This window comes from Photorhabdus stackebrandtii (assembly GCF_011189495.1).
Lineage (GTDB): Bacteria > Pseudomonadota > Gammaproteobacteria > Enterobacterales > Enterobacteriaceae > Photorhabdus > Photorhabdus khanii.
The window spans coordinates 1-22796 of record NZ_PUJV01000040.1 but is presented as its reverse complement, the minus strand read 5'-3'; the positions used below and the strand labels follow the sequence as shown (position 1 = coordinate 22796).

Annotated in this window: 13 protein-coding genes and 4 pseudogenes; 11 read left to right on the top strand and 6 right to left on the bottom strand. The window is 48.7% G+C overall.

From position 1 onward, the window contains the following. Positions 1-242 precede the first annotated feature (242 nt). Positions 243-863, bottom strand: coding sequence for a TetR/AcrR family transcriptional regulator (locus tag C5470_RS20120; protein ID WP_166291491.1), 621 nt, complete (start codon positions 861-863; stop codon positions 243-245). A 140-nt stretch (positions 864-1003) separates the two neighbouring features. Here C5470_RS20120 and C5470_RS20115 point away from each other — a divergent pair, with 140 nt between their 5' ends. Together C5470_RS20115 and C5470_RS20110 are read left to right on the top strand one after the other, a co-directional pair. Further along, entirely contained in the window at positions 1004-1717 is a 714-nt protein-coding gene (locus C5470_RS20115) for a Tm-1-like ATP-binding domain-containing protein (protein ID WP_242688167.1), read from the top strand. 581 nt (positions 1718-2298) lie between these two features. Next, positions 2299-2535 (top strand): helix-turn-helix domain-containing protein, encoded by a 237-nt coding sequence (locus C5470_RS20110; protein WP_021326817.1) that lies wholly within the window; start codon positions 2299-2301, stop codon positions 2533-2535. Between the two features lie 513 nt (positions 2536-3048). Here C5470_RS20110 and C5470_RS20105 read toward each other — a convergent pair. Together C5470_RS20105 and C5470_RS20100 are read right to left on the bottom strand one after the other, a co-directional pair. Next, positions 3049-3219, bottom strand: a pseudogene (locus tag C5470_RS20105) (transposase domain-containing protein); the annotation flags it as partial. 208 nt (positions 3220-3427) lie between these two features. Next, positions 3428-4048 (bottom strand): TetR/AcrR family transcriptional regulator, encoded by a 621-nt coding sequence (locus C5470_RS20100; protein WP_166291489.1) that lies wholly within the window; start codon positions 4046-4048, stop codon positions 3428-3430. A gap of 139 nt (positions 4049-4187) precedes the next feature. On the opposite strand from C5470_RS20100, the gene C5470_RS20095 reads away from it, so the two are divergent. From C5470_RS20095 to C5470_RS20080, 4 genes are all read left to right on the top strand, one after another. Further along, complete coding sequence (locus C5470_RS20095; RefSeq protein WP_166291487.1) at positions 4188-5432, top strand: Tm-1-like ATP-binding domain-containing protein; 1245 nt, start codon at positions 4188-4190, stop codon at positions 5430-5432. Next, a complete protein-coding gene (locus C5470_RS20090) occupies positions 5416-6246 on the top strand; it encodes a phosphoenolpyruvate hydrolase family protein (RefSeq protein ID WP_166291485.1) in 831 nt (276 codons plus the stop codon). The genes C5470_RS20095 and C5470_RS20090 overlap by 17 nt, the downstream gene beginning before the upstream one ends. Before the next feature lie 21 nt (positions 6247-6267). After that, positions 6268-6531 carry a hypothetical protein gene (locus tag C5470_RS20085; protein WP_166291483.1) on the top strand — a complete coding sequence of 88 codons (264 nt, stop codon included), beginning with the start codon at positions 6268-6270 and terminating at the stop codon, positions 6529-6531. A 621-nt stretch (positions 6532-7152) separates the two neighbouring features. Then, positions 7153-7395, top strand: coding sequence for a hypothetical protein (locus tag C5470_RS20080; protein WP_166291481.1), 243 nt, complete (start codon positions 7153-7155; stop codon positions 7393-7395). 433 nt (positions 7396-7828) lie between these two features. Here C5470_RS20080 and C5470_RS20075 read toward each other — a convergent pair whose 3' ends face one another. From C5470_RS20075 to C5470_RS20065, 3 genes and pseudogenes are all read right to left on the bottom strand, one after another. Beyond that, positions 7829-8119, bottom strand: a complete 291-nt coding sequence (locus C5470_RS20075; protein WP_166291479.1) for a hypothetical protein — start codon at positions 8117-8119, stop codon at positions 7829-7831. Further along, on the bottom strand, positions 8116-8334 hold the full coding sequence (locus C5470_RS20070; RefSeq protein ID WP_166291477.1) for a hypothetical protein: 219 nt from the start codon (positions 8332-8334) through the stop codon (positions 8116-8118). The genes C5470_RS20075 and C5470_RS20070 overlap by 4 nt, the downstream gene beginning before the upstream one ends. A gap of 140 nt (positions 8335-8474) precedes the next feature. Further along, a pseudogene (locus C5470_RS20065) lies at positions 8475-9267 on the bottom strand (IS630 family transposase); the annotation flags it as partial. A 601-nt stretch (positions 9268-9868) separates the two neighbouring features. Between C5470_RS20065 and C5470_RS20060 the strand changes: the two are divergent. The 5 genes and pseudogenes from C5470_RS20060 (at position 9869) to C5470_RS20045 (ending at position 22682) form a co-directional block, all read left to right on the top strand. Further along, positions 9869-11533 carry a ShlB/FhaC/HecB family hemolysin secretion/activation protein gene (locus C5470_RS20060; RefSeq protein ID WP_166291475.1) on the top strand — a complete coding sequence of 555 codons (1665 nt, stop codon included), beginning with the start codon at positions 9869-9871 and terminating at the stop codon, positions 11531-11533. Positions 11534-11583: 50 nt separating this feature from the next. Then, a pseudogene (locus C5470_RS23860) lies at positions 11584-14511 on the top strand (two-partner secretion domain-containing protein); the annotation flags it as partial. A gap of 150 nt (positions 14512-14661) precedes the next feature. After that, positions 14662-20526, top strand: a pseudogene (locus C5470_RS20055) (hemagglutinin repeat-containing protein); the annotation flags it as partial. A 758-nt stretch (positions 20527-21284) separates the two neighbouring features. Next, a complete protein-coding gene (locus C5470_RS20050) occupies positions 21285-21767 on the top strand; it encodes a hypothetical protein (RefSeq protein WP_139657238.1) in 483 nt (160 codons plus the stop codon). 195 nt (positions 21768-21962) lie between these two features. Next, positions 21963-22682, top strand: a complete 720-nt coding sequence (locus C5470_RS20045; protein WP_242688163.1) for a hemolysin/hemagglutinin-like protein HecA precursor — start codon at positions 21963-21965, stop codon at positions 22680-22682. Positions 22683-22796 lie beyond the last annotated feature (114 nt).

Below are 22796 nucleotides of genomic sequence, written 5' to 3'. Positions count from 1 at the left end.
TCAGCTAACACTTCCCCTTGCCGGGTGTGTAGAGGACTTTCACCTCCAAGTCGTCGGTTAACCACCACGGTTAACTAACAGCGCCAATCAAGGCGCTACGCGCCATGCTCGGCGCACCATAAAAAAAATCCGTAATCGTTATAAATTACGGATTCTTACATAACCACGGGATCGGTCAACTGATCCTTAACTGATCGGCATTAGGCCTCATGCCCGGTTTTTTTACCCTAATAGTCTTCTGATTATTTTAACTCCTCATTAATGGCCTGCCGAACAATCAACTTTGCGGCCCAACTCGTTAAATTGATGATTTCATCATTTTCTAAACAAAAAGTATCTTTCAGAATAGTCATAGCCTCTGTACCATATAAAACTGAAATCAACATAATAATCTTATGTGTTGTGTCATCTTTGAGCTGACCTTTTAGAGGCGCTAACGCCGCAGAAAGTGTCTCTTTACGGTTACTTTTTTTCTTCAAAACAGGTCGTTTGTGGTTATCTTCACCGGATAAAGATTCCTGCCAGCGTAACTGAGAAATGCGTAAAGCATCCCTCATCAGTGCCTCATTGGCTTCTATCTCTTCATAACCCCATCTTAATAATTTCTCAATATTTTCCTCTGCATCATTGCCCATAGGGGGGATAACGAATGATCCAATGACTTGTTTTACAACATACTCTACAAAATCACTGTGGGTTGAAAAGTAGCTGCGCAACGTGACCTTCGCATATTCAGCTTCATTAGCAATCTCTTCAGGAGACGGAAATTTTTTTTCACGATATAACTTCAGAGCTGAATGGGTGATACGTTCCAGGGTACGACGCCGAACTGGTGACAGATTTTCTTTATCAAACAGAATCATTTAAACCCCTTAAAATTTTAACCGTATAGCATTCACAATAAAAAATATCACTAATGATAAAAAATAACTTGCATGTTGTAAAATATTACAATAGGTTTACATTTGTCTTTGAACTAAGTATGCCACATGGGGTGAACACTATGACGCGATTTGTGGTTGTTGTTGGCACAGCAGACACAAAACTGGACGAGCTGGTCTGGTTGAAATGTTGTTTGCTCCTCGCAGGAGTGGATTCAATCATCATTGATGTGTCTACATCAATTCTAGGGAAAAATCATCAGAATAAAAAGTCACTTCAGGTGGCTGAATATCATCCCGCCGGCGCTGATCCCGTTTTTTGTGGCGTGTGGAATAAAGCGATAACAGTAATGTCTGTCGCCCTCACGACTTTCCTGAACAGTTCAATCGACGATATCGCGGGAGTGATTGGTATCGGCGGCTCAGGCGGAACAGAAATGATTACTCCGGCTATGCAAAGCCTGCCGATCGGTTTGCCTAAAATCATGGTATCAACGATGGCATCAGGGAATACCTCAGCCTACGTTAGGGCAAGCGATATTGCCATGCTGTATACGGTAACCGATCTCAACGGACTAAACCGTATTTCTCGTTCAGTCTTGTCTAATGCTGCAAATATGATGGCGGGCTCTGTCAATTATTTTACGCCGTTGGCTAATATTCATAAACCCACTTTAGGGTTGACGATGTTTTGTGTGACGACTCCGGGCATTAACCAGACTAACATTAAAGATTATTTGGCTGTTGTTCAGATTATTACCTGCGAATTAAGTTTGATCGTTGAACCTAAATTAATAATAAATAAAGCGTGGCAACAAGCTGAACGCATTTTTTAATCTAATTAAAATAAAAAACTATCTTTACTGTTGATCATCAATGAAATAAAAATATCCATGTGAGAATAAGGGTTTTAATGATTTGATATGTCAGATAATCAGAAAGAAATTTTAAAACGGCTCAGGCGAGATCCATTGATGAAACCATCGGAATTAGCCGATATTTTTGGGATTGGAAGTTCATGTACTTCAGGGCATAAAAACATTGTTCACTTTGAACAAAGATGCTCAGCTTTAGTCTTGTCCTTAAAATTCACCAATAATCCCAGCTTATCTCATAATAAAGTGAAAAACTTTTCGGAATCAAAATGAAAATTATTTTGGCAGGGTAATAACGCAAAACATTACTTGAAACAGTAATGGGCATGAATGACAAGGACGTTTTTTAGTAATAGTAATCTGATAAATAACCAGGAATCATGGTCCTGTGTTCATGGACATTGGTAAGAAATTTTTTGCCGATATGTCTGTTATTAGCCTTTTCATGGCGGTTCTGGCGGGAGAGGTTTTGGTTTTGCTTGCCGGAAATGAACACTGATTCATGCATCCTACCATAAATCAATTAGGGGAAGTAAACAGAGATGATAACGACTCAAAATGACTGGCATCCGGCAGATATTATTGCTGCATTGCGTAAACGCGGCACAACACTTGCCGCATTATCAAGGGAATCGGGACTGAGCCCATCGACACTATCTAATGCATTAATACGCCGTTGGCCTAAAGGGGAGAGGATTATTGCGGACAGACTAGGAGTACATCCTTCAGAAATTTGGCCTAGTCGATATTTTAATAAGAATGGGGTTCTCATTAAGTGAAATTTTCGAAATTATTTGAATAACAGAGCTCATGATAATAGCCGATATGCTATCCAGTCCTAATTTAAATCCACTATGATTTTTATGTATTCAGAGGGGCACTATAAAAAATAGGTTTCATTAGATCAAGCTATGCATATATCAGTTCTGGCAATATCTTTATATGAGGTGATCCTTGAAAAAGTAGCTAAAGAATGTTTATAACCCTTATCGGGTCTTATTACATTGACGTGTGATATAAATCAAGAATTTTATCGTATCCTTGTCGCATATAATGAGGAAAAAGATGTTGATGTTATTCATAATCCAGGGTTGGTTAAAACTCTTTTAAAAATTTATATAAGAAAGTTGTAAATATAATTTAAGCGCTACCTTTGAACCTTTATTTATACCTCTTAATCAAGGTCGGTAGCGCTTTCTTTGGTAATGACTCTGATTTATTGACAGTGATGAATATTAAAATACTCCCGCTCCCTCTATGTAAAAGGCGCATTCAGACCGTATTGACGGTGGCTAAGAAGTGAGAGCGACCAGTTCATGCATCCGGTTTGCAGGCCAACCCGCGATATGACTGATGACATGGCGTAGCCAGACCTCGGGCTCCACTTTATTTAGCCGACATGTACCGATAAGACTGTACAGAAGGGCCGCTTGTTCACCACCTTTGTCAGCGTCTGCGAAGAGACAGATGGTATGACCTTTATATAATCACTTTAATTTTCTTGGCCGAAAACTCTGTTTTTCGAACAGGCATTTAGTTCAATTTTTTTATCCAGAACTCAAATTATATCTAATCAGAAGATTGGTGGCAGAAGATATCGGCACCAAAAGAAACTTCTACCGGGCCTTATGCCCGGTTTTTTTACCCTTATGTTAAAAAATGGTCTTCTGATTATTTTAGCTCCTCATTAATGGCCTGCCGAACAATCAACTTTGCGGCCCAACTCGTTAAGTTGATAATTTCATCATTTTCTAAACAAAAAGTATCTTTCAGAATAGTCATAGCCTCTGTACCATATAAAACTGAAATCAACATAATAATCTTATGTATTGTGTCATCTTTAAGCTGACCTTTTAGAGGCGCTAACGCCGCAGAAAGTGTCTCTTTACGGTTACTTTTTTTCTTTAAAACAGGTCGTTTGTGGTTATCTTCACCGGATAAAGATTCCTGCCAGCGTAACTGAGAAATGCGTAAAGCATCCCTCATCAGTGCCTCATTGGCTTCTATTTCTTCATAACCCCATCTTAATAATTTCTCAATATTTTCCTCTACATCATTGCCCATAGGGGGGACAACGAATGACCCAATGACTTGTTTTACAACATACTCTACAAAATCACTGTGGGTTGAAAAGTAGCTGCGCAACGTGACCTTCGCATATTCAGCTTCACTGGCAATCTCTTCAGGAGACGGAAATTTTTTTTCACCGTATAACTTCAGCGCTGAATGAGTAATACGTTCCAGGGTACGACGCCGGACTGGTGACAGCTTTTCTTTATCAAACAGAATCATTTAACCCCCTTAAAATTTTAGCCGTATAGCATTCACAGTAATAAATATCACTAATGATAGAAAATAACTTGCATGTTGTAAAATATTACAATAGGTTTACATTTGTCTTTGAATAGGTATGCCACATGGGGTGAACACTATGACGCGATTTGTGGTTGTCGTTGGCACGGCAGACACAAAACTGGACGAGCTGGTCTGGTTGAAATGTTGTTTACACCTCGCAGGAGTGGATTCAATCATCATTGATGTGTCTACATCAATTCCTGGGAAAAATCATCAGAATAAAAAGGTCGATATTCATTCACTTCAGGTGGCTGAGTATCATCCCGCTGGCGCTGACTCCGTTTTTTGTGACGTGCGGAATAAAGCGATAACAGCGATGTCTGTCGCCCTCACGACTTTCCTGAACAGTTCAATCGACGATATCGCGGGGGTGATTGGTATCGGCGGCTCAGGCGGAACGGCGCTGATTACTCCGGCTATGCAAAGCCTGCCAATCGGCTTGCCTAAAATCATGGTATCCACTATGGCGTCAGGGAATGTCTCAGCCTACGTGAGGGCCAGCGATATTGCCATGCTTTATACGATAACCGATCTCAACGGACTAAACCGTATTTCTCGTTCCGTATTGTCTAATGCTGCAAATATGATGGCGGGCTCTGTCAATTATTTTACGCCATTGGCTGATATGAATAAACCCGCTTTAGGGTTGACGATGTTTGGTATGACGACTCCGTGTATTAATCAGCTCACTGCTGAGTTAAATACTCAATACGATTGCCTGGTTTTTCATGCTACCGGCAATGGTGGAACAAGCATGGAGAAATTGGCTAAGGACGGCGAATTGGTTTGTGTTTTGGATATTACATTAACAGAAATTGCCGATCTGTTATTTGGGGGTGTTTTAGGTTGTCCTGACACACGTTTAGACGTCATTGCAAAAAAAAGCATTCCGTGGATCGGCAGTGCTGGTGCTTTGGACATGGTTAACTTTGGTGCAAAGGACACGGTTCCAGAACGCTACAGCAATAGGCTATTTGTCGAACATAATTCTCAGGTAACATTGATGCGAACCACACCTGAAGAAAACTATCAGCTTGGTATCTGGATAGGGAACAAACTTAATAAGTGTAATGGACCTATTCAATTCATTATTCCAGAAGGCGGATTCTCTGCGCTAGATTGCCCTGAACAACCTTTTTATTTACCTGCATCAACGCAAGCTTTCTGTCATGGACTAAAAAAAACAATAAAACAAACAGAATTGCGAAAAGTTATAAAAACACCTTTTCACATCAATTCACCACAATTTTGTGCTCTTGTAATACAACAATTCAAGGAAATTGTAGAACACCAGGGAATTTCTTATGAAGAAAAAATATAATCAGATTATTGAAACTATAAAACAAAAAGTCGAACGTAACGAAACTATTATTGGAGCGAGTGCAGGCACGGGTCTTTCGGCACGTTGCGAGGAAGCCGGAGGGGCAGACCTCATTATCGTATATAATTCTGGACGCTTCAGAATGGCTGGCAGAGGATCATTGGCCGGATTAATGCCATACGGTAATGCAAACGAAATTGTCAGAGAAATGGGTAATGAGATATTGCCAATAGTCAAGGAAACTCCTGTATTGGCGGGTGTCTGTGGTACTGATCCATTCTGTAATTTATCTCTTTTCCTGGATGAACTGAAGGCACAAGGTTTTTCTGGTATTCAGAACTTCCCAACAGTAGGGCTTATTGATGGAAAGTTCAGAAAAAACCTGGAAGAAACAGGCATGGGCTATGCACTAGAGGTGAGGCTAATCCGCCTGGCACATGAAAAGGAAATGATTACCACTCCTTATGTTTTCAATGTAAAAGAGGCTGAGGCTATGGCACAAGCAGGTGCTGATATCATCGTCGTACATCTGGGGCTAACCACTAGCGGCGATATTAGTGCTAATACATCATATGATCTGAAATCTTGTATACCAATTGTTAATGCTTGTGCTTCGGCAGCTAAAACTGTCCGAAATGACATTATTATTTTGTGCCATGGTGGCCCAATTTCGGAACCGGAAGATGTAGCCTATATTTTGGCTCATTGCCCCGATTGTCATGGATTCTATGGTGCTAGTGCAATGGAGCGTTTGCCAACAGAGCAAGCCATCAAACACACTATCCAAAAATTTAAAGAAATTAATCGGGGTTAGTGAGAATTATACTTAAGCTATGTGGAAACTGAGTACTACAACCGTAATATCGGTTACGTTATGATGACGCATTGTTTTCTTTTCCTCAAAATACGGGAAGATGCCCAATATGCCATCCTACCAATCCGCAACAACTCAGTCTCACTTGTCTCCGGGGCTTACTCAGCGATGTTAATGAAAAAATGGTTGGCAACTGGCTGGACAGAAGCCCCCACCCCAGATGGCATTCAATACTTTCTTGAGCGTGCTGATCGAGGCAAAAGTGGCCCTCAATATTCTGGGTGACTGAACAATCAGCCTTTTTGTATTGGCAATCCCCGGACACTCCGTTATGGTGGCATCTACAGCTTCTTTGTAGTAAACAGTATATTTGGCTGTTATAGGCGATATTGTATTCAACGCCAAAATATAAGCCCCAGTTGTACCATCAGTCTGAGATATACGGCCGCACCACGCTGGGTCGCTGATCAGGGACGGTCAGCGAACTCGTCAGTACGTGCTGATGCCGTGCAAAGTGCCCGGTGACGACATCCCGGTATCAGTTCAAGCCCTGGGAAAAGGAAAAATCGACCCCGATGAATACCGATAGTATCGAACACCCTGTCGGAGATAATTTATGCCTTTAAACCGGAAAACCATCCAAAAATTTTCCGGTTTCATTCGACAAGGCTATTTTATTTCGTTTTTCAAAGCCCTACGATGATATTCACCACTCGCTTTTTCATGCATAGTAAACAACATCGGTAATAGAGAACTCACCGTTTTATCTTCGAACGAATGATCTCATAAGTTACCGCCGGGTCTGGTTGCTTCAGTTCGATCCCGCGCATTAGCCGAAGGTACAACGATCAGCAATCTGGTTACCCGTGCATTGCTCGTGTTCATTGGCGAAGCCAATGGCAACGGGTGAGCGAGGGGGAGACAATACGCTGTGTTCAGCTTGAACCGGTGTTTGATCGTCTTTTGGCTGTCAAGCTGGAGCAGGTTTACAGGATACTGGTTCCGGAACAGGCGCACATTGCCGGAAGTGTTCCGCGTGTAAAGGGGAAAATTAATGAAGATTGCCGCGATTTACGCCAGGTCATCTCCAGCTTACACTCAGCCAGACGCTTTCTGAGCTTGCCACGCAACATCATTGCCTGCGCATGACTCTTGCAGTGGATGACTATATCATCGGCGTACCGCTCGAACCGGACGACGGGAAATTCCCGTTTCATCCACATATCGAAGGCGTAATAAAATACGCTTACAAGCGGCTCCGCCGCAGTCGCTCAAAAAAACGATGCTGATAAACCACTACTATTGCCCCCGTAAGCGTCCCTACGGGCCGCTAACTCGCAGTACCACTCACCAGAAGGGGCAAATCATCTTCTCAAAATGCGTTAAATTTCGATAAGCTTAACAGGATGGGGGGGATACCGATGCACTTTATATCGCTCTCAGTCGCATTACTGACTAAAGACAAGTAATGCTCCGCTTCGGGGCGTATTAACTCCTAATGCTCACATAAAGCATTCTTTCGCCCCTTATAGGCGAATCAGCTTCGGTATTCACTTTAGCTGTTTTTCGCCTATGCTAATTATTACTGATATTTAATTAAATTCGGAACCTTATAATTTTTTAAACGTTCGATTTCTAACTGAAGTTCCGATATAAATTCTTGTATGTCTGAAAGCAGAAACTTTTCCACATACTGCTGAAAGGTGGATTGTCCTGTCGGTTCATGGATAGCTTCGATAGCCATCTTTAACGCGCCGGTCAGTTCTGATTCGGTCTGTATGTTCGGTCTCGTACTGGCCCAGGTTCGGGCCAATGCATCAGGAATAGTAATAGAAGTGCGTGTTTTCCCGTTACGATAAAAGTTGATTTTCATGACTGGCCCGTTCTTTCATTTTCCAGCAATAATTCGCACACTTCATCAATGCGTGTCTCGAAACCACGGATCCACTCTCTCACTTCCTGAATACAACTGCCATTGCCAATCTGTGATAGAAAATCCTGAAAGACAGGACAATGGGCGGGTATTCTCATGCGCCCATGTACGGCAGCGTTATAGCCCGCTTGAAACATTGGTGTGCGATTACTCATTTATACAGACGCCACGGAAAAAATTAACTGAGTTAAATATAACTCACCATTATGTGAGAGTCAATATTAACTCACAATCTTGAATGAACAAATCCCGCTTAACTTGAAGATGCAGGATTAAGAACCTGGAAGTTGTCATTATTCATCACATAAGCCCAGTCTTTTACCAGCCCACTCTGGTGGTAACCGGTTCCGTCAAGGATAATATGAACCTTCTGACTGGCCGGATAGATTTCACGGATGGCAATGAAGAACTCTGCAATGTGATAACTGTTGATACAGTCATATTCGCGTACCCCTGTTTTACTGATATCGGCCAGATTCAGGGCACCCATCAGGTTCAGACAGGTATAGTTGTCCGTTGTTTTCACTGTGGTTTTCTGGCCTTTGCGCATCCAGCCATAAGCGAGTTTCGTCCCCTGCGTGGGATGGACGCCATCAATAAACAGGATGGGCTCATTGTCTCCGGCTTCCTGTTTCAGTTTCCCGTAAGTTTCCATGAAGTCCCGTTGCTGTTCCGCGTTGTACTTGTGCGGCACGACGGTCGGTTTTTTGTAGCTGAAGCCATTGTGGTGCAGCCATTTGAACGGTGTAACTGATATCCCACCATTCTTCGACAAGACGGATAACAGCCTGTGTGGTGGGCAGAAGAGCCGACGTCAGATAAGCGATAAGTTCCTGAGCCTGTGTTTCGCTGAGATAGCTCTGAGAACCGCCATTTTCAGGCTTCAGTTTGCGATGATTAAGGTCATCGCTGATATGACGGTTAACGGTCGTTTCATGAAGACGCAGGGCCTGAGCGATCATCATTGAACTCCAGCCCTCAGAGGCCAGCAGAACCGCTTTTATGCGATCACACTCCCTCTTATCACGACAGGTGTGATGGAGGTGTTCGAGTTCGGCTTTCTGTTCATCGGTAATGAATATTTTCATGACGGATACCATGATCCTTATTTTGGGAAAAATCAAGCATCTTCAATGATTACGGGTATATACCAAAAATAACATGACTCCGAGATTACTGCTTATTCTGATTTTTTCTTTCCAGAATAATTTGAGTTAACTTTGTGATGAATGAAACTGGAATAAGAGCCAGGCCGATGTAATAAATATATGTTGTCATAGAATTCAAAAAGTTACACATGGATTCTAAGGAATTTTGTTGAATAATAGTCATCTAACATAATCATAAAAGGTAATACTTCATCACAAATTAACGACAATCATCACATTACAAGTGATTTCATTCTGAAATAAAATAATAAAAATGTGATATATATCACAAAAACAAAACTATTTTGAAATTATTACCATTAATTATTAAATGATTAATATTAATGTGTTTTTTATATGATTCGTAACATTTTAATAACATTGGTTTATTTTTTGTATAAAAATATAACACCTTGTTTTTGTTATTATCTTATTTAATCAACCCCCAATTTAGTTGCTCAGTTGATTATCAACCACAAACATTGATCACTAAGTGCAATGGGGGGTTAATATTGCTTCGAAATTGTGGGATGAAAATACAATGAAAAGCAGTATTTGGGGGTTTGCGGTTTTTTGTAGCCTGATCTCAGGCAGTCAGGCCGCAGACATCTCAGACCAACAACTGATCCATCAACAAGCACGTCAGCAAGCGCTGGAGGCTCAATTAGCGCCACCCCCTGCGGATGTTAGCTTGTCTGTGCCGGAAAAGGCGGTGTCATCCGCCTTTCCGGTGGAAACCCCGTGTTTTCCTCTCTCCCACGTCAGACTGGCAGGCACCGAAAATTTCCCGCACTGGTTACCGTTCAGGCGTGTCGCTCAACAGGGTGAAAACCATTGCCTCGGTGATAAAGGCATTAGCCGGCTGATGACTCAATTGCAAGATCAGCTCATCAATCATGGCTATGTCACCAGCCGGGTTCTGGCTCCTCGTCAGGATCTGCATACCCAAACCTTAAAACTGGTGATGATCCCGGGCAAAATCCGGCATATCCGCTATACCCCGGACAGCGGCCATTACATTCAACACCTCACGCCATTCCCCGCGCGTGAAGGCAAGCTGCTGGATTTACGGGACATTGAGCAAGGATTAGAAAACTTGCAACGTTTCCCGACCGTGCAGGTGGATATGAATATTGTCCCGGCAGAACAGCCAGGGGAGAGTGATATTGTACTGGACTGGCGTCAGTCACGGCACTGGCGAGTTGCCACTTATCTGGATGATACCGGATCCAAAAGCACCGGGCGTTATCAAGGTGGGTTAACCTTTTTTCTGGATAACCCGCTGGCATTGAGTGATCTGTTTTATCTTTCCGGTGGGCGCGATATTCACGCGTCTGCCGGGAAAGGCAGCCAAAACGACACGCTCTATTACTCACTGCCATTTGGCTACTGGATGACGAGCGTGACGGCCAGTCATTACGATTATACCCAGACGATAGCCGGGCTGAATCAGGCGATTCAATACCGGGGCAAAAGCCAAAATCTGGCGGTCCAGCTCAGTCGGGTGCTGCACCGTAATGCTGACCAGAAAACGTTGCTCAATGGTGAAATTTATCGCCGGGCGTCCCGCAATTTTATTGACAACACCGAAATCGATGTTCAGCGCCGGGAAACCGCAGGCTGGAAGCTGGGGCTGTCCCATCATCACGCTATCGGCAATGCCACTCTCGATATCAAAGTCACTTACCAACAGGGCATGCGCTGGTTTGGCGCGCAACCGGCACCGGAAGAGTACCGCAATGAAGGGACGGCTTTACCTAAAATCACCCAATTCTCGGCGACGCTGGCCGGGCCGTTAACGCTGTTTGCTCAGCCCTTTTCTTATCAAACCCAGTATCTACGCCAGATAAGCGCCAGCCCATTGACGCCCCAGGATCGCTTTTCGATTGGCGGCCGCTGGACGGTGCGCGGCTTTGATGGCGAGTTGACCTTATCCGCTGATCGGGGCTGGTACAGCCGGAACGAACTGGACTGGCAAACCCCGCTGCGTGGGCAATCGCTGTATCTGGGGATCGACTATGGCGAAGTGGGCGGACGGGGCAGTGACGCTCTGCTCGGAAAACACCTGGCGGGCAGTGCTCTGGGCTGGCGAGGCAGCCTGAAAGGGGTGAGCTACGACCTGTTTGTCGGTGTTCCGCTGTCCAAACCCGCCGGTTTCCAAACTTCCCCCGTCACGGCCGGATTCAACCTGTATTGGCAGTACTGATTCAGAATAACAACGCTGCCCGTGTGTAGCGTGTGAGTGGAGCAAACGTCATGAACAAGCAGTTGTATCGTATTATCTTTAATCAGGCCCGCCAGATGTGGATGGTGGTAGCAGAGATAGCGCGTGTCGGACGAGGACGAACAGGGTGCCGCACTCGTCGCCCATCTCTACCGTCGTGTCGTTGCCGACTCACCGCGTTACGATTCAGTCTCTTGTTAGCCCTCGGCGGTGTATCGCTGACGGCTCAGGCCAATATCGTGGCGGATGGACAGGCGCCGGGCCATCAACAGCCGACCCTCATTCACAGTGCCAATGGCACACCGCAGGTCAATATCCAGACACCCAGTGCTGATGGGGTTTCCCACAATAGCTACCGTCAGTTTGATGTGGATAAACAGGGTGTTATCCTCAATAACAGCGCTAACACCACTCAGACGCAACTCGGTGGGATGGTGGCCGGTAACCCCTGGCTCGCCAGAGGGGAAGCGAAAATTATCCTCAATGAAGTCAACAGTCGCGATCCCAGTCACCTCAATGGTTGGATCGAAGTGGCTGGCCGCAAAGCGGAAGTGGTTATCGCTAACCCCGCCGGTATCACCTGCAACGGCTGTGGCTTTATCAACGCGCATCGTACCACGCTGACCACCGGCGAGGCGCTGATGGAACAGGGCCGGTTGAAAGGCTTTGATGTCAATCAGGGGGAAGTCCGGATTGACGGGCACGGCATGGACAGCACACAGCAAAGTTACACCGATATTATTGCCCGCTCCGTCGCGATTAACGCCAAATTACATGCGCAGGACCTGAAAGTAACCACCGGGCGCAATATTGTGGATGCCGCGCACCAGCAAATTGAAAAAAAATCGGCTGACAATAAAAAGTCCCCGGAGTTTGCGTTGGATGTAGCGGCACTGGGCGGCATGTATGCCCATAAAATTAGGTTGATAGGCACCGAAGCGGGTGTGGGGGTGCATAACGCCGGTAACATCGGTGCGACGGCGGGTGAAGTGCATATTACCGCAGATGGGTGGATTGGGAACAATGGCACCCTCAGCAGCCGTGATGCGTTGCAATTAACCGCTTCCTCTAATATCTCGAACACAGGCAAATTGCTGTCACAATCGACGGTGAATTTACACGCCAAAGGGACGCTGAATAATCAGGGCCGGGTGGAAGCGCGTGGTGATACCACCGTTACCGCGGACACGATACACAGCAGCCATAACAGTGTGTGGGCCGCCGGGCTGGATGATAACGGCAACACCACCCGACCTGGTTCACTGACCCTGACTGCACAGTACGTTCAGGCCGGCGGGAAAAATCTGGCGACCGATACGCTAGCCATTCAAAGCCGCCAGATTGATCTGAGCGGTAGTCAGACCGCAGCCAGCCAGATTCAACTCACCGCCAGTCAATCGGGAATAAGTACTGCTCACGCCACCGTCAACGCCAACCGTTTGACGGCGAAAACACCGGGCCAGTTTAACAATGACGGCGGCCAACTGGTGGCGCGGGAAATCCACCTCACTACGCCTGATATCTCTAACCAGCTGGGAAAAATTAACCAGACCGGTCCCGGTGAACTGACGCTTAACACGCGCACCCTGAATAACGGTGGCGGTACCCTGTTCAGCCGGGGCAAACAGCTCACGATAACCACTGACACGCTTAACAACCAGCAGGGCAACATTGCCAGTCAGGGGGATAACCTGAGCCTGACCGCGCAAACGGTGAATAACACTCAAGGTCACGTGCAACTGGCGGGCAACGGGAAACTGTCACTCAATACCCAACGGTGGTTGGGTGATAAGGGCAAACTGCTGACCAATGGTGCCCTGACCATACAGGCCGGTGACCTGCAACTGAACGAGGCTGAAACTCAGGCCGGACAGATGACTATCAACGCTGACACCCTGAGCCATCAACGCGGTGTCATGCAACAACAGGGCAAAGACACCCTGTCCCTCACCACCCGGCGACTGGATAACCAGAATGGCACCATTGCCGGCAACGGTAACCTGAACCTGAAGGCAACGACCGTCGATAATCGTCACGGTCACATCGTGGCCGCCGAAAAAGGGACGCTGGCATTGACCATCAAAGACACCCTGGACAATCAGTCGGGCCAGCTGGAAGCGGGCAATGCACTCCAGCTCAGGGCTGCCCAACTGGATAATAGTCAGGGTAGCATTGTTGCCACCGGGGACAGCACCACCCTCACTGTTGGCAAAGCCATTCAGAATGCCCACGGTCATCTTGAAGCCAAAACCCGACTGATCACGACCAGCCAGACACTGAATAACACGCAGGGTGTGTTGCTGGCGCAAAACATTAACAGCCAGACCCACGGTCATCCTTTCATCAACAACGCCGGACAGGTGATAGCCGAAGACACCCTGACGGTAAACAGTGGTCAATTGGATAATACGGCGGGGTTGTTACAATCTGGGCGCGAGATGGACATTGATACTCACGACCATTGGCTCGCTAATACCCGCAATGCCGACCAAAAAGCAGGCCGGTTGTTAAGCGGCGGGCAGTTAACTCTGCGCACCGGCGATGTTGATAACACGGGCGGGATAATCGTGGCGGACGGCAAAACCGTGTTGATCAGCGCCGCGCTCAATAATACTCAGGGACAGATAGCGGGCAATGGCGGACTGGACATTCACAGCCGGCAACTCACCAACCACAACGGCACCTTACAATCCGCAGACGCCCTGACGCTGGATACCAACGGGCAGTTACTGGATAACCAGCAGGGGCGTATTCTGAGTGAGGGCACCACCACGGTCACCAGCGGCCAGCTGGATAATACGGCGGGGCTGTTACAGGCGGGTCGCGAGATGTCCATTGATACCCACGGCCATTGGCTGACTAATACCCGCAATACCGACCAAAAAGCGGGCCAGTTGTTGAGTGGCGGGCATTTAACCTTGCGCACCGGCGACATCGATAACACCGGCGGCAGGGTAGCGGGGAATGGCGGGCTGGACATTCACAGCCGGCAACTGATAAACCACGAGGGCACCTTACAATCCGCAGACACATTGGATCTGGATACCAACGGGCAGTTACTGGATAACCAGCAGGGGCGTATTCTGAGTGAGGGTGCCACCACGGTTACCAGCGGCCAGCTGGATAATACGGCGGGGCTGTTACAGGCGGGTCGCGAGATGTCCATTGATACCCACGGCCATTGGCTGACTAATACCCACAATACCGACCAAAAAGCGGGCCAGTTGTTGAGTGGCGGGCATTTAACCTTGCGCACCGGCGACATCGATAACACCGGCGGCAGGGTAGCGGGGAATGGCGGACTGGACATTCACAGCCGGCAACTGATAAACCGCGAAGGCACCTTACAATCCGCAGACGCCCTGACGCTGGATACTGACGGGCAGTTACTGGATAACCAGCAGGGGCGTATTCTGGGTGATGACACCACCACCGTGACCAGCGGCCAGCTGGATAATCGTCAGGGCCACCTTCAAGGCGGACTGTTGGCTATCGACACCCGACAGGCGCAGACCGATAACCGGGACGGCAAATTGTTGTCGGCAGACAGGCTCAACCTGAAAACCCAACGGCTCGACAATCGTCACGGTCAGGTACAGGCGGTGGGCGATGCCACGCTTAACGTGCAGGAAAAAACCGACAACACCGACGGCCTGATCCGGGGTGGTCAGCAACTCACCCTGAACACCGCTCACCTGATTAACCACGAGACGGCGCAGCCGGATAACGGGGTGGAAGCCCAAAATCTGACGATAAACGCCCAACAGGCAGATAATACCGGGGGCGCTTTACGGGCCGCTCACCACCTGCAAGCGAACATCAGCCAGACGTTGAATAATATCCAGGGGCTGGTCTCTGCGGGCAGACAGCTCACGGTCAAAAGTGAGGCTCAGCAACCGCATCTGGTGATTCACAATCGACAGGGAACCCTGATTGCCGGGAAACAGGCTGACATTAGCGCCGGGGCCCTGAGTGGTGACGGCCAACTGTTATCGCAGGGCGATATGGCCGTCACGTTAACCGAGGATTTTCACCATACCGGCAACACCGCGGCCAATGGCAATCTGACCCTGAAAACGACCGGCAATATTCTCAATGACCGCCAGATAAAAGCGGGTCAGGCGCTGCATCTTGACGCACAGAATCTCACCCATAGCGCGTCAGGCGAAATCAGCGCCGGACAAACGCAAATCAATGTCCACGATACCCTGAATAACACCGGATTGATTGACGGTGACCTGACTCATCTCACGGCCAACACCCTGAATAATACGGGCACCGGGCGCATTTACGGGGACCAGCTCGCCCTCCAGACGGGCACGCTGAATAACACCGCACAGGACGGCAAAGCCGCCGTCATAGCGGCGCGTGACCGGCTGGATATCGGCACCGGCACGCTCAACAACCAGCATCATGCGCAGATTTACAGCGTGGGCGACATGCGCATCGGCGGCCAGTTGGATAATACCCTGACGGCGACCCGTCAGGCGAGGGAGCTCAATAATCACGCGGCAACGATGGAAGCCGGGCGCAATTTGACGATTCAGGCTGACCAGATTCACAACACCAACGCCGGGTTGGTCACCCAGGTCGTCGAAACGGAAAAATCGCCGCATCACGACGCGGTATTGAGCGGACAGACTGCCCGCTATGACTGGTCACAGGTGGACACCTCCCACCGCAACAAATACGGCGTGCACGATGCCATCATGCCGGACGGCAGCCGCAGTAATAACTTTTACGAATATCAATACACCCGTACTGTCAAGGAAACCCAGGTCAAACAGAGTGACCCCGGTAAAATTCTGGCCGGGGGCAATATGACGCTCAACAGTGCGCAGATCACCAATCACGATAGCCAAATTGTGGCCGGCGGTGCGCTAGGCGGTGAAATTGGCAAGCTGCACAATATTGCCACTCAGGGCGAACGTATCACCACTGATAAAGGTCGCCAGACCCACTGGTATGCCAAAAAAACCAAACGCTGGCACCGGCTCGGCACCAAAACTTCACAGGGGAAAAGTCGCAGTAATTATGACCCTGCTCCAGTGACAGAAACGATTGACCTAAAAGCCCTGGCCTGGCAGGACCATACCCAGCCAGAGGCCGCCGGTATCCCAATAGCGGACCGCCAGACCGGGCAAGTGCAACAGGCCCCCACCGCCGTGAAACCGGTTGCCGGGATAAACCCCCCGCCCTTGGTCCTGCCGCCCGACCCGCCTTTAGTCTTGCCGCCCGGCCAGCCCTTAGTCCTGCCGCCCGGTCAGCCGTTTGAACTGACGTTGCCCCCGGAAATCGTCAAAGGACACACTGTTGACCCGGTCATCCGCGTTATCACGCCCGATACCCGATTACCGGATAACAGCCTGTATACCGTACAACCGGGCAGTGACAGCCACTATCTGGTGGAGACCGACCCGAAATTCACCCAGTATAAACAGTGGCTGGGCTCGGACTACATGCAGCAACAACTCACCCATGACCCGGCGTTAGTGCACAAACGGTTAGGCGACGGGTTCTATGAACAGCGGCTGGTGCGGGAGCAGATTACCCAGCTGACCGGCCAGCGTTATCTGTCCGGCTATAATAACGACGAAGCCCAGTTTAAAGCCCTGATGGATGCGGGTATCACCTTTGGCAAACAGCAACAATTAACGCCGGGTGTCGCCCTCAGCCCGGCGCAGATGGCGTTGCTGACCTCCGATATTATCTGGCTGACTAACCAAACCGTGACCCTGCCGGATGGTTCTGCCGAGGTGGTCACCGTGCCGCAGGTTTATGCGCGAGTCCGTCAGGGCGACCTAAGCAGTGATGGTGCCTTGCTGGCCGGTAATACCGTGGCGCTCAACAGTCAGGGCGATATCACCAACAGCGGCACAGTCAGCGGACGCGACGTCACCCAACTGACCGCTAACAACCTGACCAACCACGGTTTTATTCGCGGAGGCAAAGTCGATTTGACTGCCCAACAGACTCTCACTAACCGGGGCGGCCAGATTCAGGGAAATGACCGGGTGACCCTGAAAGGCCGCGATATCACCAGTGCATCGACGGTGCGCGGAGATGAAGCTAACCGTTGGCTGGACCGTCCGGCGGGGATTTATGTGCGGAACGATAAGGGCACCTTATCGCTGAGCGCCATCAACAATGTGCAATTAACCGCCAGTGAGGTGAAGAATGCCGGTAAAGACGGCCACACCGAGATAACGGCAGGCCATGACCTGACGCTGGAGACCTTAAACACGCAACACACAGAAAGCGGCGACTGGGGCGGCGGTAACACCCGCCATCTGACCCAACAACAGGATATCGGCAGCCAGATAACCGGCGCAGGTGATGTGACCCTGCAAGCCGGGCATGACCTCAAGGCCACCGCCGCGCAGGTCAATGCCGGTCAACACCTGACGGCGCGGGCCGGAAATGACCTGATGCTGACAACCGGTATAGCCTCCTCAGACTTAGTGGAACACAGTAAACAAACCAGCAAAGGCTGGCTGTCGAAATCGTCAGTGGAAACCCATGATGAAGTGCATGACCGGCAAGCACTGAGTACCACATTCAGTGGCGATAAAGTGAATCTCCAGGCCGGTAACGACCTGCATATCAGCGGCAGCAATGTGGCAGGCACCCAGGATGTCAGCCTAAACGCCGGTCATCAGCTCACGGTCACCACCGCAGCGGAAACCCATCAGGAAACCCATTTACGGCAGGAGAAAAAATCCGGTCTGATGGGCACCGGGGGGATAGGCTTCACTGTAGGCAAAGCCAGCCAAAAAACCACCACTGACCGTGACAGCCAGTTAACCAAAGGCAGCACCGTGGGCAGCAGCCAGGGCAATGTCACGCTCAACGCCGGAGAACAGCTCCAGGTTCACGGCAGTGACGTGGTCGCCGGTAAAGACCTGACCCTCACCGGTCAGAGCGTCAATATCACCAGTGCAGAAAACAATCACACGGTCTTGACCAAAACTGAACAAAAACAGAGCGGTCTGACATTAGCGCTCAGTGGGGCCGCAGGCTCGGCTATCAACACTGCGGTGCAAACGGCCCATGAGGCCCAGGAAACGCAGGACAGCCGGGTTAAAGCCTTGCAGAACACCCAGGCGGCCCTCAGTGGTGTGCAGGCGGTTCAGGCGGCGCGGCTGGCGGAAGCCAAAGGCGGTGACGACAAAAGCAATAACAATGTGGTGGGCCTCAGCCTGTCTTACGGCAGCCAGTCCGCCCGTTCAGAGCAGCAGCAACACCAGACCACGCAACAGGGCAGCCACCTGACCGCCGGAGAGAATCTCACGATGACGGCTAACGGGGGGAGCAAAGGCTCATCAGGACCGAACGGGGATATCCGCATTCAGGGCAGCTGGTTACAGGCGGGTAAAGACCTGCAACTCAATGCCAGCCGGGACATCCAATTGCGTTCCAGCCAGAACAGCGAGCAGACTACCGGCAAAAACAGCCGCCACGGCAGTTCACTGGGCGTGGGCCTGACCGCGGGACCGGGGGGCACCGGCCTGAATGTCTCGGCCAGCGTCAATCAGGGCAAAGGCCGTGAAAGCGGCAACGGTGTCAGTCACAATAACACCACGTTACAGGCGGGGCAGACTGTCACCCTGAACAGTGGCCGGGACGCCACGCTCAAAGGGGCCCAAGTCAGCGGCGAACAGATTACCGCCGAGGTGAAACGTCACCTGACGCTCAGTAGCGAACAAGACAGCAACCGCTATGACAGTCAGCAGCAGAACACCAGCGCCGGAGCCAGTGTCACGGTTGGCCCGCAACCGGGCGGGACTTTAAGCCTCAGCGCCAGCCGTGACAAACTCCACAGCAACTTTGACAGCGTAAAGGAGCAAACCGGGCTGTATGCGGGGAAAGGCGGCTATCAGGTGAACGTGGGTGAACACACCCAGCTTGACGGCGCGGTCATTGCCAGCACCGCAGACAAAGCCAACAACACGCTGGATACCGGCACCCTGGGCTTTAAGACTATTCACAACCAGGCTGATTTCAAAACCGAGCACCAGAGCGCGGGACTCAGTACCGGTGGACCGGTGAGGAGTCAGTTACTGAACAATCTGGCGGCCAATACCCTGGTGGGCGCAAACAAGGCGGGTCATGCTGAAAGTACAACTCAGGCGGCCGTCAGTGACGGCACGGTGATTATCCGGGATAAGGCGGCTCAACAGCAGGATATCCGTACCCTGAGCCGCGATACTGATAACGCCGGCAATGCCCTGAGTCCTATCTTTGATAAAGAGAAAGAGCAGCAGCGGCTGAAACAGGCGCAACTGATAGGCGAAATCGGGGCGCAGGCAAGGGATATTGCCAGTACGGAAGGGGCGATAATCGCTACGAAGGCGGCGAAGGAGAAAATCGCCAATATTCATGAATCAGACAAAGCGGCGGCAAAAGAAAAGCGGGTAAAAGCGGGCAACCGCCACCCGACCGAGGATGACATCAAAAAGCAACTCTACGACACCGCTTACACGCAGGCGCTGAATGAATCCGGCTTCGGGACGGGAGGTAAATATCAGAAAGCGTTACAGGCGACAACAGCGGCTCTCCAGGGGCTGGCCGGGGGTGACTTGAAACAGGGGCTGGCAGGCGGGGCTTCACCGTATCTGGCCGGGGTGATTAAAGACCTGACCACTGACCCGCAAACCCATCAAGTCGATATCGCGACCAATACACTGGCCCATGCGATTTTGGGAGCCGTTGCCGCTGAAGCCAGTGGTGGCAGTGCCCTTGCAGGGGCAGCTGGCGCGGCTTCCGGTGAGCTGGCGGCGCAGGTCCTGATTAAGCAGCTTTACGGAGATAAAGTTAAGGTCAGTGAGTTAAGTGAAGAGCAGAAACAAACTATCAGTACCCTCTCTACCCTGGCCGCCGGGCTGGCGGGCGGGATTGCGGGTGATTCGACCGGGAGTGTTATCACGGGTGCTCAGACTGGGAAGAATGCAGTTGAGAATAATCACTTAAGCGTTGACCAGAATCGCGCAAGGAGCGAAGAACTGGTCAATTGTCAGGGAGATAGCAGTTGTCGTGCGACTGTTAGGGATAAATCCCGGCAGGAATATGACCGGGTTCAGGCGCGGATAGCAACTTGTTCAGGAGCTGACCAGTGTGTTGCAGTTGCCAAAGAGCTGCGAGCATTACAGGGTGATTACAGTGCCCGGATGAGCGAAATTCAGGAAAAAGCCAGAATGCAGGGACTGGATTCCCTCACGCCGGCAGAAGTGCGGGAATGGGCTGATTTACGGGGTGCGATGTCGAATATTGATGCATCACGGAATTTGGTGCTCCATCGTGCCCAAGTTACCGGCGGCTCAGAAGAGACGACCCAGGAAATCGTGAAGATTATGGGTCAAGTGGGAATTTCAGCAGCTCCAGGAGTTGCTAAAGGAATTAGTAGGGGCGGGGTAAAAGAAAAAAACGTACCAACTGATCAAGGCCCTATGCTAGGACAAAATGGAGTTCAAACTTCTAGTAAAACTATATGGAAAGGAGTTGGAAAAGAACGTATTGATGTAGAAAATCCAAACCCTGGGAAGAGACCAGGACAAATACACTATCAAGATAATAAAAACAACAAATATTACTACGAACCATCTACTAATTCGTTTTATAGTGTTGATTCTTCAAAAAATAAAATACCTGCACCATCATCGGTAAATAACTTATTATCTGATCCGAAATTTAAGCAGGCAATAGACAAGGGCATGAAACAATATTTGGGGGAAAAATGATTAAATACAATCAGAAAATGGTTAGTTTTTTAGATGGATATGTCAAGGAAGAAATTGTAATACCAAAAGTTCTTGCTGAACTCTTAAATCTCGGATTCACAGTAAGTTCAAATGGTTGTGTATTTTTTTCTTCTCTATGCCCTGTAGCTAGTGTGTCAAGCGAAAATAGAATTAATGGTCATGCAAATTTCTTTGATAAGACAGAAGAGGAGTGTTTTTATAATGAAATAAGATTAAGTGACTATTTGGAAAACAATATTATAGATATTGCTCTAAAATTCGCTTCTCTTATTATTACTAAACTGGAACAAGACCTTCCCTCTTTTAAATTCGAACTTATTCTTGTATTTGATGACTTTGAAGGGGAAATCGATTCTGTTATTAAACTACATATGATGAGAGAAAATGAAGTATTATACGTTGATGTTGACTCTTTAGACGAATTTATTCAGCCTATACTTGTATTGCAAACCAAATAATCTATTAGATTAAAACCTTACTTAAATTTCCTACTTTAGAACCCAGCCAGAAAGCTGGGATCTAAAGTAGCCGGTGAAGGAAAAAGTTGCTTATCAGGCTAAAAAGTTGCATCGGGGTGTTATTGGCCAGGAGTCAAACCGTACAGGGAAAAACAGGTTGTAACTGGTTGAGTACCTTAGAAAAAATCGGATTCGTTGTCAGACTTCACGACAGATAAAGTTGTTGTTGAGAATAATCACTTAAGCGTTGACCAGAATCGCGCAAGGAGCGAAGAACTGGTCAATTGTCAGGGAGATAGCAGTTGTCGTGCGACTGTTAGGGATAAATCCCGGCAGGAATATGACCGGGTTCAGGCGCGGATAGCAACTTGTTCAGGAGCTGACCAGTGTGTTGCGGTTGCCAAAGAGCTGCGAGCATTACAGGGTGATTACAGTGCCCGGATGAGCGAAATTCAGGAAAAAGCCAGAATGCAGGGACTGGATTCCCTCACGCCGGCAGAAGTGCGGGAATGGGCTGATTTACGGGGTGCGATGTCGAATATTGATGCCTCCCGCAATTTAGTGCTCCATCGTGCCCAAGTCACCGGTGGCTCAGAAGAAACGACCCAGGAAATCGTGAAGATTATGGGGCAGACGGGGATTGCGGCGTCTGCGGGGGTTGCCGGAGGGATCAGTAAAGCTGGCGCAAAAGGGGGTAAGGGAAGTGCTATACCGGCTCCTGATCCTGTGACAACTAATAATGGATTAGTGTATAAATCAAACCCTAAACATACTCCAGGACAAATAGGTTATCACCATAATGCCGGGACTGAACCTAAAAATTCGATCGAATTGTTTGGCAATTCAGTTGCAAGTGGTAAAAAAAGATACGCATTGGATAGTAATGGTAATGTACATCAATTTGGGGTACCGTAAGGATTCCTGCGTAAATGAGTAACACGTGTCAATAACTCAATAAATTTTCATTTTTGCAACATCGTTACAAACCGTGAAACGGTCTGTGATTTTAAACTTCCCCATGGCATAACT